This is a genomic window from Amycolatopsis kentuckyensis (genome assembly GCF_002155975.1).
Classification (GTDB): Bacteria; Actinomycetota; Actinomycetes; order Mycobacteriales; family Pseudonocardiaceae; genus Amycolatopsis; species Amycolatopsis kentuckyensis.
Genome location: NZ_MUMI01000310.1, coordinates 1 through 14031, shown reverse-complemented (window position 1 = coordinate 14031; position 14031 = coordinate 1). Strand labels below are relative to the sequence as shown.

The 14031-nt window shown below is 70.8% G+C and carries 18 protein-coding genes; all 18 read right to left on the bottom strand.

Features of this window, described 5'->3' with window-relative positions:
- The coding region (locus tag CCN39_RS27855; protein ID WP_086846829.1) for a hypothetical protein at positions 1–2161 on the bottom strand (2161 nt) is incomplete at its 3' end.
- Positions 2162–2377: 216 nt separating this feature from the next.
- Entirely contained in the window at positions 2378–2881 is a 504-nt protein-coding gene (locus tag CCN39_RS50270; RefSeq protein WP_158104553.1) for a DUF7426 family protein, read from the bottom strand.
- A complete protein-coding gene (locus tag CCN39_RS27845) occupies positions 2881–3654 on the bottom strand; it encodes a phage tail tube protein (protein WP_086846828.1) in 774 nt (257 codons plus the stop codon). The genes CCN39_RS50270 and CCN39_RS27845 overlap by 1 nt, the downstream gene beginning before the upstream one ends.
- A 9-nt stretch (positions 3655–3663) precedes the next feature.
- The gene (locus CCN39_RS27840) at positions 3664–4098 is read right to left on the bottom strand and encodes a minor capsid protein (RefSeq protein ID WP_086846826.1); all 435 of its coding nucleotides are present in this window, start codon (positions 4096–4098) and stop codon (positions 3664–3666) included.
- Entirely contained in the window at positions 4095–4439 is a 345-nt protein-coding gene (locus tag CCN39_RS27835; RefSeq protein ID WP_167455201.1) for a minor capsid protein, read from the bottom strand. Before CCN39_RS27835 ends, CCN39_RS27840 begins: the two co-directional genes overlap by 4 nt.
- Complete coding sequence (locus tag CCN39_RS27830) at positions 4436–4747, bottom strand: hypothetical protein (RefSeq protein ID WP_086846824.1); 312 nt, start codon at positions 4745–4747, stop codon at positions 4436–4438. Before CCN39_RS27830 ends, CCN39_RS27835 begins: the two co-directional genes overlap by 4 nt.
- Positions 4747–5178, bottom strand: a complete 432-nt coding sequence (locus CCN39_RS27825) for a head-tail connector protein (RefSeq protein WP_208630409.1) — start codon at positions 5176–5178, stop codon at positions 4747–4749. The genes CCN39_RS27830 and CCN39_RS27825 overlap by 1 nt, the downstream gene beginning before the upstream one ends.
- A 65-nt stretch (positions 5179–5243) precedes the next feature.
- Positions 5244–5819 carry a hypothetical protein gene (locus CCN39_RS27820; RefSeq protein ID WP_086846822.1) on the bottom strand — a complete coding sequence of 192 codons (576 nt, stop codon included), beginning with the start codon at positions 5817–5819 and terminating at the stop codon, positions 5244–5246.
- Positions 5816–6178 carry a hypothetical protein gene (locus CCN39_RS27815; RefSeq protein ID WP_086846820.1) on the bottom strand — a complete coding sequence of 121 codons (363 nt, stop codon included), beginning with the start codon at positions 6176–6178 and terminating at the stop codon, positions 5816–5818. Before CCN39_RS27815 ends, CCN39_RS27820 begins: the two co-directional genes overlap by 4 nt.
- 5 nt (positions 6179–6183) lie before the next feature.
- A complete protein-coding gene (locus tag CCN39_RS27810; protein WP_086846818.1) occupies positions 6184–7242 on the bottom strand; it encodes a major capsid protein in 1059 nt (352 codons plus the stop codon).
- Positions 7243–7259: 17 nt separating this feature from the next.
- On the bottom strand, positions 7260–7940 hold the full coding sequence (locus CCN39_RS27805) for a hypothetical protein (RefSeq protein ID WP_143264173.1): 681 nt from the start codon (positions 7938–7940) through the stop codon (positions 7260–7262).
- Between the two features lie 24 nt (positions 7941–7964).
- Complete coding sequence (locus CCN39_RS50265; RefSeq protein ID WP_158104552.1) at positions 7965–8120, bottom strand: hypothetical protein; 156 nt, start codon at positions 8118–8120, stop codon at positions 7965–7967.
- 10 nt (positions 8121–8130) lie between these two features.
- Positions 8131–9165 (bottom strand): hypothetical protein, encoded by a 1035-nt coding sequence (locus CCN39_RS27800; protein ID WP_086846814.1) that lies wholly within the window; start codon positions 9163–9165, stop codon positions 8131–8133.
- 10 nt (positions 9166–9175) lie between these two features.
- Positions 9176–10306: a phage minor capsid protein gene (locus tag CCN39_RS27795; protein WP_086846812.1), complete on the bottom strand. Its 1131-nt coding sequence runs from the start codon at positions 10304–10306 to the stop codon at positions 9176–9178.
- Positions 10307–10312: 6 nt separating this feature from the next.
- Positions 10313–11902: a hypothetical protein gene (locus CCN39_RS27790; RefSeq protein WP_086846810.1), complete on the bottom strand. Its 1590-nt coding sequence runs from the start codon at positions 11900–11902 to the stop codon at positions 10313–10315.
- Between the two features lies 1 nt (position 11903).
- Positions 11904–12278 (bottom strand): hypothetical protein, encoded by a 375-nt coding sequence (locus CCN39_RS27785; RefSeq protein ID WP_086846809.1) that lies wholly within the window; start codon positions 12276–12278, stop codon positions 11904–11906.
- On the bottom strand, positions 12260–12583 hold the full coding sequence (locus CCN39_RS27780; RefSeq protein WP_086846805.1) for a hypothetical protein: 324 nt from the start codon (positions 12581–12583) through the stop codon (positions 12260–12262). Before CCN39_RS27780 ends, CCN39_RS27785 begins: the two co-directional genes overlap by 19 nt.
- On the bottom strand, positions 12580–13848 hold the full coding sequence (locus CCN39_RS27775; RefSeq protein WP_208630407.1) for a PBSX family phage terminase large subunit: 1269 nt from the start codon (positions 13846–13848) through the stop codon (positions 12580–12582). The genes CCN39_RS27780 and CCN39_RS27775 overlap by 4 nt, the downstream gene beginning before the upstream one ends.
- Positions 13849–14031 lie beyond the last annotated feature (183 nt).

Here is a 14031-nt window from a genome sequence, read left to right as displayed (position 1 = left end):
CCAGCGCGCGCTGGACAGCGTAGGCCGCGTCGAGGGCCTGGTTGTTGTCGCCGGTGAGCACAATCTGCTTGCCGTTGGGCAGCGTGTAGACCGCCTGCCCGACCTTGTTGATCTCGACCTTCAGGCCAAGCGCCTGCGCCTCGGTGACGGTCATCTTGGAGATGGTCTGCTGCAGGCTGGCGGGGAGCGGACCGCTGAAGCTGCTCGCCAGCTTGATCGCCTCGGCATTCGCCGCACGCATCCCATCGGCCTGCCGGCCCATGTCCGAGGTGGCCTTGGACGCCGCGATGCCCTGCTGCCTAGCCGCCTCGATCTCCGCTTGCTGGGCGCGCTCCAGCTCGAGCGTCGCCTTCTCCTTGTCGCGGGTGCTGGCGGTGTGGTCCTTCATGACCTTGTCGTACTTCTCGGTCGCCTCCTGGGTGGTCAGCACCGCCCCGCGGAGACCGAGTTGCGCGTTGTTCAGCTGCTGGGTGGCGTTGTACGCCTCCAGGGCGCGGTCGCGGACCTCGATGTACGCCCTCGAGAGGCCGCTGAGACCTTCCTCCTGGGCGAGGTACGTCTCGTGCGCTTCACGCGCCTGGCGGATCTGGTCGCCGACTGCGCCGGTGAGGTTCTCCGCGGCGCGCAACGCGTTCTGCTGGCTGGCCGACAGGTTGCCGTAGTCATTGACGACGGTGTTGGCGGCACCACCGTTTTCGCGCAGCCAGTTGGTGTTCTTCTTCAGCGCTTCGGCCTGGGCATCGGTGAGCTGGCCCGACCGCTGCCAGCCATCGATCATGAAGTCGGTGTGGTGCTTCAGCGTCTCCAACGCAACGGAGTTGCCGAGCGACGCAGCCTGAACGGTGGACATGCTCACGCCGAGCGCGCCGGCGTTCCCTGCAGCGTCCTTGTCGGCCAGCGACTTTGCGATCGTCGCCTTCGACGCCTCGCCAAGAACGCCCGCGTCCTGCCGCAGCGCATCGACGAGCTGCCGCACAGCTTCCTTGTGCTCGGCCGCCTTCTGGGCGGCTTCCTGCTGCCGCCGGCCGAGCTCGGAAAGCAGGATCGACAGCCCGACGGTGGCGATCGCGGCGGGGCTGAACGCGCCTTCGACGAGGCCTTGCCCAGCCGTCTTCAGAGCGTCGACAGGGCCCTTCGCGGCCTTGACCTTCGCGGCCAGGCCCTCGAACTTGGCGGAGGCGTCGATCCCGAACTTCGAGAGGATCATGTTCGTGGCGAGCAGCGAGCCACCGAACTGCGTGACCTCAGGCGGGAGCGCCGACAGCACGGACACCAGCCCGTTGATCACGCCGAGCGCGCCGGATCCAGCCTGGCCGAAACCGTGCAGGAAGGTGATCACCGGCGACCCGGCGGAGGTCACCTTCAGCAGCGCGGATTCGACCTGCGTAAGACCGCCCTGCAGCACGCCGAGCTCGCTGTGATTGGCGGCCAGGTTCGTGACCAGGTTGCCGAGGAACCCGAGCAGCTCTCGGGTGATGCCGCCCAGCTGGCGCATTCCAGCGCCCGCGTCCACCGAGCCACGCGACATGGCGATGAACATGTCGGACACGCCGGCCCCGGCCTGCCCGGCGAACTCCCGGATTCCCTTGATTTGCGGCAGCGCGTTGCGGGCTGCGACCTCGACGCCGGGCAGTGCCTCCTCGGCGAGGTCGGTCGCCGCGCCGACCAGCTCCCGGACGGCGGGCGCGGCGTCCTTCATGCCCTGCTGGATCCGCGGCGCCATCCGGGAGAAAGCAGCGTCGACGTCCCCGGCCGCCCCGACCAGGCCGTCCTCGAGGACGGTGGACATCTGGTTGGTCTGGTCGGTGATGTGCTCGGAGGTGGCGCTCCAGGCGTCGGATACGCGGCGGCTTTCCAGCGCCGCGCCAAGCCCGACACCGACGAAGGCGGCGGTGGCGATGGTCAGCGCCGCGACGACGCCGGCCGCGCCAACGGCCGCCGCTGCGGGTAGACCGAACGAGAGGCCGCCGAAGGCCATCCCGTTGAAGTTCGACTCGACCTTCTTGGCCGTGTCCTTTGTGGACTTGTCGATCCTCTTGCCGGACTTCTCGGCCTCGTCGGCGATGTCGTCGAGGTCGTGCTTCGCCGAGACCTTGGCCGCGTCCCAGTCAGCCTTATCCATTTTGAGGTAGGCAACGAGCTCGCCGATGTTCAGCGCCACGCGGCTACCTCCTTCTCGGGTCCGGCGGTGGGGGTGGGAAGAACACCCGGTGCACGCGGGTGTCGGGGGACTGGAGCAGGCCCTGGATGCGGACGCGGAGCCACCGCCAGGACCGAGCCTTCAGCAAGGCCCGGTCGCCGACGTCGATGCCGTACAGCTCGTGCAGGTCCGCCTCGACGAGCGCCCACTTCGCGAGCAGCTCGACCCAGGTCGGGCCTACCGTGCCTTCGGCTTCCGCTTTCGCTTCCGGGCTGAGGTCGTACCAGCGGTGGAGCCCGGTTGCGGCGTCGTAGTCGCCCCGCCCCGTGACGCCTTCCGGCGTGTCTTCCGGTTCGGGGCCGGGGCTTCCCCCGGCAGCAGCTGCTCGGCGACCGCCTCGCCCATCGTGAAGTGGACGAACGCGTACTGCGTCACGCCGGCGATCTTGCGCAGCGGGACCTGGTCGGCGCACAGCTCGTCGTAGACGTCGCCGAGCACCATCCGCGTGAGGTCGACCTCTCGGCCGCCGTCGAACTGCAGGCTGGCCAGCTCCTCCGGCGTCACCTCCGCGCCCGCCGCCGTGCGCTTGGCGGTCTGGGCCAGCGCCATGAGGTAGAGGCCGGTGTCGGCGTCGGGCTCGGCGATCCGGTATTCCTTGCCCTCCGGATGTGCCTTGCCCGACACCTTGACCGCCAGCACCTCGTCCCCGAGGAACTGCGTGAGGTCCTTGAGTGCAGCCATCAGCTGTAGGTGTACTTCGACTGGGCGGTGGCAGCCGAGGCGCCCGCGGCGTTGGTGACGATGACGTCGACCTGGCCGGCTGCGTGCGCCGGGGCGATGGCCTCGATCAGGCCGTCGGAGATGACGTCGTAGGCGGTGGCGTTGGTGCCGCCGATCTTGACGCCGGTCGCGCCCGTGGTGCCGGTGAAGTTCGTGCCGGCGATCCGGACCAGGTTGCCGCCCGCGGCCGCGCCCCCGGCGGGGGTGAGCAGCGTGATGACGGGGATGACGGCGCCGGTGTTCGGGTGCGTGATCGGGTTCTGCTTACCCTGGCCGCCGAGGGTCACCGACACGATGTCGAGGTCGGACATCTTGCCGCCGTCGGGGGACCAGGTGACGGAGGCGATCCCGTCGTAGGCTTCGGCGCGCGGGCCGTTCGGCGTCATCTCGTACCAGCGGACGTGCACGCTGTTGTTCGGGCCCATCTTGCCGATCGCGCGGGAGCGGAGGTATTCCTGCCCTGGGTCGTACACGGTGGCGTCCGCGACGGTGACCTTGCGGGCGACCTTCATCACCAGCGACCACTTCTCCGCGGTCTTGGTCTCCGAGCCGTAGCCTTCGGAGTCATAGTCGGAGTCGTCCTGCATGGTGGGGTCGGACTTCGGCTGGAAGTCGGTGATGCCGAACACGCCGATCCAGTTCGGGCTCACCGTCGAGAAGTTCGTGTCGACGTCGAGGTACCACTTCCGGGCGGTGGTCGATGCGCCCAGCGGGCTGCGAGTCGGGACGGGCATCGTGTTCTCCTAGGTGCGGTTGGCGCTGGGCCTGTGGACGGTCAGGTAGTAGTTGTCGCTGTGCTCCCACCGGTTGCTGTCGTCGCGGCCGAGCGGGACGCCGGAGTTACGCAGCGCCTGGACGACGCGCACGGGGCCGAGGTTGAAGGCGGTCTTGCCATGCAGCACGTCGAAGACAGCGTCGCTAATCGCCTTGACGTCGTGGGGGTTGGTGCCGCCGCGGCACTTGACTTGCACGCCGATCCGGGAGTCCGAAAGGGACGGGTCGTCGGTGACGGGGTAGTCCGACAGCACGATCGCCCGGTCGGGGGTCTGGGGCATCGCGGCGAACACGATCGCCGTCTCTCCGGGCAGGTACGCCGAGCCGTCGCCGCGATAGGCGCCGGCGCCGGCCGCAGCGAGGTACGCCGCCAGGCCGTCGAGGAGGTCTCCGGTGAAGCTCATTCGAGGGCCCTCCGAAGTTCGGCGGCGATGATCTCGGCGACCGTGCCCTGCTCGGCATTCAGCGGTCCCTCGAGGTACTTCGCCGTGCGGCCCTCGGTGTGCCGCCAGGTCAGTTCCTCGTGCTGCCGGGCGGCGTAGACGGTGTCGTAGGAGACCGCGGCTTCGAGGCCGTCCTGGCTCGCGACGCCGGACCGTTCCAGCGTGCCCTCCTCCAGCGGCACGACGGCGCGGGACGCCTGCAGGACGTGCTCGGCTCCGAGGGCCAGGCCGTGCTCGGCGGCCGCGGTGGCCTCGGCGTCGACCTGCTCGCCGTTCCAGTTCACCTCGGCGCGGATGCTCACGTGCAGTTCACCTCCACGTGCGAGGGGACGGGGAGCTTGCCGCCGTCGCGGTCGGCGACGGTGATGACGGTGGCCACCCGGGTGCCGAGGTCCACACGGGACTGCGGCGGCGCGACGGTGCCGGGCAGGCAGTAGAGCGTCGTCTCGGAGACGACCTGCTCGCCGTTCGGCCCGCGGACGAGGCGGCGCTTGTCCTCCCGGAAGCACTTCACCGCCACGCCGGTGCCGTACACGGGCCCGTTCGCGCCCGCGCCCGCGAAGGGCTCGACGGTGACTTTGTGCTGGAGCAGCCACTTCGGGAGCTTCACTACCTGCCCTCCCACGGGTAGGAGGCGACGATCGCCCCGGCGAGGACGCCGGCGTCGCGCAGGATGGTGTCCGCGGCGGGCGCGAGCCGCCCCTGCCCGGCTGCCCCGCTGCCGGCCGAGCCGCCGCCGCGGGACATCGACACCGGCCCGATGCTGACGTTGGTGAACTGCCCGGCCACGCCTTGCTCGTCGCCGGTCTCCGCCCACCAGTACACCTGGGCGCAGGTGGCGAGCCGGAACGCTTCCCGCACGTCGGTGTCGGTCGGGTAGCCGTCGGTGTCGGTGTCGTAGATCGCGGTCTTGGTGGCACGCCTGATTTCCCTCGACGCGGACGCCAGCTGCCGCGTCAGCTCGGTGTCGCTGCTGGACAGCGTGACGTCCTCGGGCTTGCTCCCGGCGAGGTCGCCGAGCGTGGCGTAAACGAGGGCCATCGGGTGTGTTCACCTCCTCCAGAGGGGTGCGCGGGCCCGGGTCTCCCGGCCGGGCCCGCGCGGGCCTACTGCGCGATGACGAGCGGGACCTGGCGCTTGAACGCCGGGGTGGCGATCGTCGCCGGGGCCGTCGCGGTGAGCGCCGAGCCGGACGTCTGGGCGAGGTTGCCCTCCCCGGTCAGCACCGGCTTCGCGCCCGCGGACGCACCGACGAGCGTCGGCACGGTGGTCGCCGTGACCGACAGGGCGGCCCAGTAAATCCCCGAGGTGGCGATCCGGACCGGGGTGGCGAGGGTGAACGTCTTCGCCGTGTCCGCGGCCCACGCGCCGTTCGTGCCGTCCGCGGACTGCGCCAGCAGCGCCGGGGTGGCGGCGTTGCTGTACAGCGCGGCGAACTGGTTCGTCGGCGTGCCGGCCGCGGTCGCGCCGGAGATGAACGTCAGCGAGCTGATCAGGTCGCCGGCGTTCAGCCACAGCGCCACCGACATCAGCACGCCGGACGCGGCCGCCGGGACGTCGTCCAGGCACACCCGCGGCAGGTTCGTGCGGTGAAACACCTGGTTCGGGTCCGGGCGGTCCGAACTGGACAGCCAGGAGAGGGCGTCGCGCACGACGCCGCGGTAGGCACCGAGCTGGGTCATGCCTGCTGCTCCTTCGCGATCTTGGCGGCCAGCTCCTTGAGCTGGTCGCGCTTGAGGTCCTTGACCTGGTCCTCGGTCGCGCCGATGGCCAGGCAGTGGGTGCGCCAGTCGGCCTCGGACGCGTTGCCCGCGGGCGCGACCTTCGGGTCGTCGGCGAAGGTGGGCACCGGCGCGGGCGGCTCGGTCTCTTCCGGCTCGGCCGGGCTCTCGTCGACCGCTTCGACGCTGTAGCCGGCGCCCCGGAAGTAGTTGAGCGCCCCGGCCGACGCCGGGCCCTCGTAGCGGCCGCGTGCGAACGCGCAGCCGGCGACTTCGCCGGTGTAGTCCGTGACCGGCGCGCTGATCTTCCACGTGGTCATGGGGTTCACCGCACCTTCAGGTTGCGGAGCACGGCCGCGGCCTTGGTGTTCTTGAGGACCATCGCGGCCGGGCCGAGCTGGACCTCACCGGTCTTCACCGCGCCGGCGGTGGAGAAGTCGGGCAGCCAGGTCCGCAGCAGCTGCGAACCGGCCTTCGACGCGCCGTGCAGCGAGTCGATGCCGAAGGTGGCCGCGTACAGGTCGGTCAGGCCGGTGATGTTGCCGCCGGCGCCGACACCGTCCGGGTCGCGCGTCTCGATCGGGACGAGCGGCGCGGAGCCGTCCTCCCGGTCGCCGAGGTCGACGAGCACCCAGTCGCCGTACTTCTTGATCGTGCGGCCCAGGTCGTCCTTGGACTCGGTGTAGGTGCCCGCGCGGCGGGCGATCGACCGCACGCGGGTGATGGAGTCGGTGTTGCCCATGATCGCCTTGACGCCCGGCGGGAGTTCGCCGGCGTCGTTGCCGGTCATGCCGCCGGTGCGGGACGGCACGACCTTGGACAGGAACAGGTCGAGCAGGTCCATCGCGTCGTGGGCCTTGTCGACGGTGTTGATCGTCGTGTTGGTCCAGTCCGCGTAGGCGGTGCCGCTCGCGTTCGGGATGACTTCGGTGGTGGTGCCGGCGAGTGCCTTGTTCAGGCCGTCGAAGCCGAGCGGGTCGACGGCGATGTCGCCGAAGAGCAGCTCCCGGGCGAACCGGATGGGGATCGAGGCCAGCAGCTGCTGCAGCTGGAAGGTGTTCTCGTTGGTCGAGGCCGGGCCGAGGTTGGCGAGGTCACGGTCCAGCGTGTACGCGCCACCCATCGGCTTGAGGTTGACCGTCGCCTGCGCGCGGGTCGCCTGGCCGGGCACGAACTCCTGGTTGAACGCGCGGAAACCGGCGGAGGCGGCCGTGACCAGCCGGGTGTAGCCGTACTGGAGGCTGGCGCCGCCGGTGCCGGGCGTGACGACGTCGTCGAAGACGATCTGGTCGAACAGCCAGCTGGACCGGCGCAGGTTGTCGATGACCGCGTAGTCGAGGTCGACCGCGGCGTTGAGCTGCGCCTGAGCGAGCGTCACAGGCATTTCGTGCTCCTAGTGGACTATCGGCTGCCGAGCGCCTTGGACACGGCGGCCTGGAGGGAACGAGGTCGGGTGGTGGGGGTGCTGCCACCGCCGGGGTGGTCACCGCCGGACCGCGTCGCCGGCGGAGCGGCGGCCGCGGCCTTGTGCTTCGGGTGCTTGTCGACCCACACGGTGATGTGGGCCTGCAGCTTGGTGCGGAACTCGGCGGACTTCGGGTCCAGCGCGATGAGGTCGCCGAGGGAGTCGAGGAAGGCGTTCGAGTCGAGGAGAGCGTCCGCGTCCGCACCGGCCGTGGGCGCGACCCGCAGGATCGCGTTCTCGGCCGCGGTTTCCCAGTTGATGGCCTGCTGCTGCGTGACCTGCGCCGCCAGGGCGTCCGGGTCAGGCGGGGCGTCGGAACCTTCCGGGGTGAGACCGAGGGCCTTGAGGACCGCGTCGCGCTGCTGCGTGGCCGCCTGGGCCTGCTGGGTCGCGCTCTGCTTGTCCGTGCGGTGCTTCGCGTTCTCCTTGCGCAGATCGTCGATGACCTTCTGCGCCTGCTCGAGCGTCATGCTCGGGCTGCCCTGCTGCTGGGTGTCCGGCGCCTGGCCGGGCTGCTGCTGTGCGGGCGGTGTTGCGGGCGGCTGGGTCCCCTGCGGCGCCTGGCCACCGGTTCCCGCGTCAGCCGGGGCGCCTGGCCCCTGCGACGGTTCTGCCATGATCGTACGTCCTTCCTGGACGGTCTACTCGGACTGCTGCTTTTTTCCGGCGAGTCGCCCGAACTTGCGGGCGCCGGGGCGGCGCGCGGGCGGCGCGTCGGCCTTGGCGCCCTTCGCCGCCACCTGGGCGACGAGCTTCCTGAACCGGGCTCCGGAGCCCAGCTTCGGTCCATCGGCCACGGCGGCCTCCCTACTTCCTCTTCAGGGCCCGGAGTGCGGCGAGCGTGGCTCGGTCGCCGGGGCTGAGCCGCTTCCGGCCCTCCAGCTGGAGGATCTTCTTGCTCACGCCGGCGTCGCCGTGCATGAGCAGGTAGCGGTTGGCGAGCACGGTCTGGTCTTCGTCCGTGGGTTTTCCGCTGCTCAGGTACGCCTGTGAGAGGGGACGCTTGCTGATCTCCTCCGGGCTGGCCGTCTCGGCACGGGAGGTGTCGAGCGACTTCAGCGCAGCGAGTTCCGCGCGCTGACCGGGCAGCGGGCGCTTCTTGGCTTCGAGCTCAGCGATCCGGGCCTTGACGCCGTCAGGCCCGTGGTGCTGCAGGCGGTCGCTGGCCATGGCCCCGTAGTCCTTGTCGGGGAGGCCGGAGCTGAGGTTCGCCGGGCCGGTGTAGCGGTCTTCCGGCTTCGCGGCCGCTTTCAGCTTGGCGCGGTCCGTGGCGTCGTCGTCGGCGAGGAAGACCAGGTCGTTCGGCTCGCCTCCGATGCGGATCGCGGCGTCGTGGTCTGCCTGCGTCATGGCCTTGCGGTTGTCCTCGGGGACGATGTGCAGCTTGCCTTCGCGGCTCATCCGTTTCAGGTGGGTGTCCTGCTCGGCCCGCGGCATCCCGCGGGCGTCGAGCTCCTTCCGCACGTCAACCATCCCCACGTAGCCGTGCGACTGGTTCGCCGTGAACGTGTGCATGAAGTCGGTGAAGTGCTTGTCGAACCGGCCCTCGGGGGTGTCGGGCTCGGCGGGAGCCTTCGGCGCCGCCGCTGCGGGCCGCGCCTTGGCGATGGGCAGCTTCCCGCCCATCGATCCCTTGTCGCGGTCGGCCGGGGACAGCTGGCCCTTCACCGAGCCGCTGCCGAGCTTGCCGCTCACCTTCCCGCGGCCCTGGTGCTCGACGGCTCCCTTCTGCTTGGCGGACAGCTTCTTGTGCCGGGCGCCCTTGCCGAGGCGCTTCGCGTCCATGTGCGCGAACGCGGCGCGCTTCGACTCCGGGGGCAGGTCTTCGAAGCTGAAGGCCACTGTGGACTCCTCATCGGGCGGTGCCGATCCGCTCGCGGTGGGGCTGGCGGAACAGCGTGGTGGGTGCGGTCTTGAGGTGCTCGCGGATCTCGGCCTGCGCCGCGCGGACGTCGCCCTCGAACTGCCTCTTGGCTTGGGGGTCGAGCGCGCCGGCGGCCTGCAGCTTCGCCTTCCGGACCTTCCGCTCGAGCGCGCGGAGCTTCTGCCGGGCGAGGTCGCCGTCCGGGTCGGCGGTGTCGGTCGGCAGCCGGGTCACGCCGGGCAGGTACGCGGAGAGGCTGTGGCGGCAGTTCGGGTGCATCAGCCCGGCTGCGACGGCCTCGACGACCGACCCGGCCACGCGGACGGTCATCTGCCGGTCCTGGGTGCCGTGCAGCGCCCGGACGGTGCGCTCGCCCGGCCCGCCGGTTCGCGCGAGGACCTTGCCCTCCCACGGCCGGCAGCGCGCGCACTCCTGCGGCGCGTCGGAGACGACCACCAGGTCGATGCCGGCGGCGGCGAGCCGGTCGAGGTTGCCCTGCACCGCGGCCTGCGCGGTGCCGGTGCGCGAGGCCATCTCGACGTAGGAGGCGAGCTCCCAGTTCCGGCCCCGCTTGTCGGTGAACCCCGTGATCCCGCGGGCCAGCAGCTCCTCCCAGGCGCGCTGCGCGGTCCGGAGGCGGGTTTCCCAGCCGGTGAGGGTGCCGGTGAGCATCATCTTCGCCATGACCGACCGGTAGGCGTCGAGGTCCCAGCGGAGGATCCGCACGTGCGTGCCGAGCAGCTTGCTGGTGAGCGCGTACACCATCCGCTGGATCGCACCCAGCTGCGGCAGCTGCTTGCGGAGGTCGGCCAGCATCCGGTCGGACATCCCGGACCGCTTGGCCAGCTCGGCGATCGCGGCCTCGCCGCCGCGGTCGTACGCCAGCACGATCGCCTGCTCGACGGTGCCGGTCAGGTCGGCCTCGATCTTGTTCAGCAGCGACCGGGCACCGCGGGACAGGATGCCGAGCGCGGCCAGCTGCTTCTCCGCGTTCGGGGGTTCGTCGATGCCGGAGCGGAGCTGGCGGGAGATCTGGTCGGCCAGCTGGACCTCGAGCCCGTGGTAGAGCTCGGCGATCGTGCCGGCGATGTCCGCGCCGAGCGTCCGGTCGACCGGCATCGCGCGCTACTCGCCCGCCGTGGGATTGTCGGCCGGCGGCTTGCCGTCGCCCGGCTCTCCGGTGAAGGTGTCGGGGTTCTCGACCTGCATCGGTCCGGACTCCTTGAGGATCCGACCGACCTCTTCGCCCACCTCGGTGTCGTCCCACTCCGGGTGGAGCATCCGGACCTTCGTCTCGGCCGAGGCCGCGCGGGCGGTCTCCAGCTGGGCGAGGGTCTGGGAGAGGCTGAGCAGGTCGGGCTGGACGGCGTCGGGGAAGTTGACCGTCGGGGCTTCGCTCGCGTCGAGCTTCCAGCCGAAGTGGACGACGCCGATCTTCAGCAGCGCCTGCGCGGCCTCGGCCAGCCGCGGCCGCTGGTAATTGATCTTCTTGCCACGGGTAGTGAGCGACTTGCGTTCGCGCGCGGCCACCTCGGTCGCGGTGATCGCCACGTCGCCGGTGAGGCCGAACGACTGCTGCGAGTACCCCACCTCCGTCACGATGCGGCCGTACAGGTGCAGCGCGGACTTCTCGTGTGCTTCCCAGCGGATCTCGAACTGCTGCAGCGTCAGCTGTGTTGAGCCGTCCGTCGCCGGGATCATGTTGATGGCCTCGTACGCCTCACGGTCGCTGTCGAACTGCGCGCCGCGGCCGGGTCCGCGGTCCTGGAGGAACGCCTCCGGGACGATGATCCGGGCCTTGGCCAGGCGGATGTCCCGCATCCACGAGGTGTAGACCTCGTCGACGGCGTCCATGAGGCCCTCGACGCCGGCGAAGTCGGAGCGGCCGAACGGCGCGCACTTCGGGAGGTGGCCCCATTCGCGGTTCGGCTTGATGTTCGGGATGAACACCGCGGTCAGCTGGTCGATCCCGGTCGCGATCGCGCCGTCAGCGTCGACGACGTCGGCCAGGCCCTCGGTCTCCGGGTACTCGGTGAGCGGCGCCGGCTTGCCGAGAGAGGTCTCGGTGCCGACGTACACCCCGTGCAGGATCCGGCCGGCGCCCTTGAACACCTCGTGGCGTTCGAGGTGCCGGACGACCACCTGGGCGTCGCAGGCCAGCTGCTGAACGAAGGTGACCGCGGTCAGCCTGCCGTAGCGCCACTCCGGGATGGCGGCGTCGACGTGCACGGCCTGCAGCCACGGGCCGGTGGTGCTGACGTCCTTGTCCCAGACGATCCGCAGGTACACGCCCGACTTGGCGGCGGCGATCTCGGCGGACTCCAGCAGCGTGGCGTGCAGGTCGTCGTTCGCGATCGTGTCGAGCTGCTTCTGCACCCCGTCCTTTTCGGACGTGAGGGTGATCGGCTCGGAATAGAGCAGGTCCGCGCTTGTGGTCGCGATGTCCGACCCCACCGGGACGTGCAGCTTCGACCGCTTCTCCCCGGGCGGGATCGGCTGGCCCCAGAACCAGCGGGCCAGTGTGCCGACGACGCCGCCGCGCAGCTGCGACGGGCGCAGGTTCGGGTGGTTGACCAGCCGGCCGCCGAGCCGTCCGTAGACCTCGGAGAGCTGCTCGGGGTTGCCGGAGTACCAGGCGCCCCACTCGCGGATGGTCTCGAAGGCTTCGACGAAGTCCTTCGGCGGCCACGGCGTCCCGGCCTCGGGCAGCGGCACGTCAGGCCTCCTCTTCGACGGTGATCTTCACGAGGGCGTCGACGGGGACGTGCAGCTCGGCGAGGGCGTCCAGCGCGGCGTTCGCGTGGTCCTCCCACGTCGAGTCCATGTCGTTCTCGCCGCGCATCCGCTCGGCCATCAGCGCGGCCAGCTCGGCCCGGGTGGCGTACCGGCGGCGCTGGACGGTAAAGCGGCCGGCCGCGACGTCGTCGAGGCCGGTGTGCCCGGCGGCGATCGCCTCTCGCGCGCACGGTGCGCAGATCGCGGGGCCGCCGCACTTGGCGACGAGGCGCGGCGGCACGTCGGCGGCGCCGGGCTCGGTGGAGCCGACCCAGTGGCCGTGGCTGGTGTACGGCATCAGCTGCGCGCCGGCCACGCGTACTGGCCAGGAGCGTCGCCGCCGCACCGCGAGGTGACCCAGAGGCTGTCGTTGCCGTCGAGCAGCACCTGCCCGTTGACGGCCGCGCCCGGCTGGTCGCCCCAGACGCGGGTGATCACCATCGGGTAGACCTCGCCCGGGTTCACCGCGTTGCCGACGTGCACCTGCGAGCCGTCCGCGTTGTCGCGGTGCTGGGCCATCGACTTGTAGGCGTCGTTGCGGCGCCGGTTGACCTCCGCGACGTCGGAGTCGCTGAGGGCGTAGTGGACGATGCGCCCGATGCTGGGCTTCTGCTCGGTCATGCTGCGTGTCCTTCCTGGACGTGGGGGCGCCAGAGCGCCTCGGTGGTGTGGATGCCGTACCGGCCGCCGTCGAGCGAGTGGTCAGCCGCCTTGATCGGGGCGTCCTCGCCCTTCTCGGCCTTGTCGGGGTCCCAGCTGTAGCCGGGGATCTCGGAGATGAAGCCCTCGCAGGACTCGTGGACCTTGAGCAGGTCGCGGGCGAACAGCGAGGACAGGGTGCGGATGCCGTCGAGGACCTCGTTCCGCGCGAGCGTGGGCGTGAGCCCGTCGTGGTGCAGCTGCTGCACGAAGCTGGCGGCCGAGGGGTCGACGACCGTCCACTCCGGCCAGATGCCCTTCGCCGCGGGGAAGTGCGGGTGCGGGAGCTCGCCGAGCCAGCCCCGGAACCGCTCGGAGTACTCGACGTCGGTCAGGGACCGGCGCTGGTGCTTGGAGTCCCAGCGCCACTCGTGGGTGAGGTACAGCCGCCGGGCGCCGTCCTGCTCCGGGTGGCCGAGGCCGAGGATCAGCGCGGCGAACGGGTTCGTGGTGCCGTAGTCGATGCCGGCGCTGAGCCAGCGGTCGATCTGCGGGAGCTCCTTGACGACGTGTCGGGCCGGGTCCCACATGTCGTACACCGCGCCCTCAGCGAGGCACCACTCGCCGAGGATGAACCGCCGGTACCACAGCCCGACGTACTGCCGCTTCAGCCGCGCCACGTACGCCGGGTCCAGGCTCGGGTTGTCGTCGAGCGTGAAGTGCCACGAGCGCAGCCCGACGTCGGCCGCGCGGAGCACGAAGTCCTTCCGCAGCCAGTGCGCCGGCCCGTCGGGGTTCGTGGTGGCGTACAGCTTGGCGCCGCGGACCGAGAGCCGGGACAGCAGCATCATCCAGAACCCGCGGGGGAGCAGCGTCGCCTCGTCGGCGTAGGCGAGCGCGATGGTCGCGCCGCGGATCTTGCTCTCCGCCTGGACGTCGTTGGCGCCGATGATGTGCACCGTGCGGCCGAGGATCGTCGCGACGCCGGCGCCGCGGGTGTGGTGGACCTGCTTGGCCAGCACCCCGAACAGCTCAGCGGACTGGAGCGGCTCGATGAGGTTCCGCTCGATCGTCTCTTTCGTCTTCCCGCAGATGACGATCATGCCGATGTCCGGGGCGACGGCGAGGGCGATGAGGAACGCCAACAGCGACGCGATCGTCTTGCCGGACCGGACGGCACCGGACCAGAGCGCGATCTGCTCGGTCTGGCCGGCCTCGACGATCGACCGGATCTGCTTCGGCGACATGACCGCCAAGATCCGGGAGAGGTCAAGCTCCGGCATCGTCCGGCGGGAGCTGGTCGTACGCGGCCTGCAGCCCGGCCGCCAGCGCGCCGAGCATGGACTTGGCGCCGTCGACACCGCCGGAGCCGGTGTCGTGCTCCTCCAGCTTCATGCTCGCGTTGGCCGCAGTGGTGCAGGCCTGCACCA

What these genes read in the sequence shown, in the direction of transcription:
- CCN39_RS27780 (WP_086846805.1), bottom strand. Translation starts at nt 12,583, where the DNA reads ATGACCGAGCAGAAGCCCAGCATCGGGCGCATCGTCCACTACGCCCTC.
- CCN39_RS50270 (WP_158104553.1), bottom strand. Translation starts at nt 2,881, where the DNA reads ATGGCTGCACTCAAGGACCTCACGCAGTTCCTCGGGGACGAGGTGCTG.
- CCN39_RS27810 (WP_086846818.1), bottom strand. Translation starts at nt 7,242, where the DNA reads ATGCCTGTGACGCTCGCTCAGGCGCAGCTCAACGCCGCGGTCGACCTC.
- CCN39_RS27805 (WP_143264173.1), bottom strand. Translation starts at nt 7,940, where the DNA reads ATGGCAGAACCGTCGCAGGGGCCAGGCGCCCCGGCTGACGCGGGAACC.
- CCN39_RS27845 (WP_086846828.1), bottom strand. Translation starts at nt 3,654, where the DNA reads ATGCCCGTCCCGACTCGCAGCCCGCTGGGCGCATCGACCACCGCCCGG.
- CCN39_RS27795 (WP_086846812.1), bottom strand. Translation starts at nt 10,306, where the DNA reads ATGCCGGTCGACCGGACGCTCGGCGCGGACATCGCCGGCACGATCGCC.
- CCN39_RS27815 (WP_086846820.1), bottom strand. Translation starts at nt 6,178, where the DNA reads ATGACCACGTGGAAGATCAGCGCGCCGGTCACGGACTACACCGGCGAA.
- CCN39_RS27820 (WP_086846822.1), bottom strand. Translation starts at nt 5,819, where the DNA reads ATGACCCAGCTCGGTGCCTACCGCGGCGTCGTGCGCGACGCCCTCTCC.
- CCN39_RS27840 (WP_086846826.1), bottom strand. Translation starts at nt 4,098, where the DNA reads ATGAGCTTCACCGGAGACCTCCTCGACGGCCTGGCGGCGTACCTCGCT.
- CCN39_RS27825 (WP_208630409.1), bottom strand. Translation starts at nt 5,178, where the DNA reads ATGGCCCTCGTTTACGCCACGCTCGGCGACCTCGCCGGGAGCAAGCCC.
- CCN39_RS27775 (WP_208630407.1), bottom strand. Translation starts at nt 13,848, where the DNA reads ATGTCGCCGAAGCAGATCCGGTCGATCGTCGAGGCCGGCCAGACCGAG.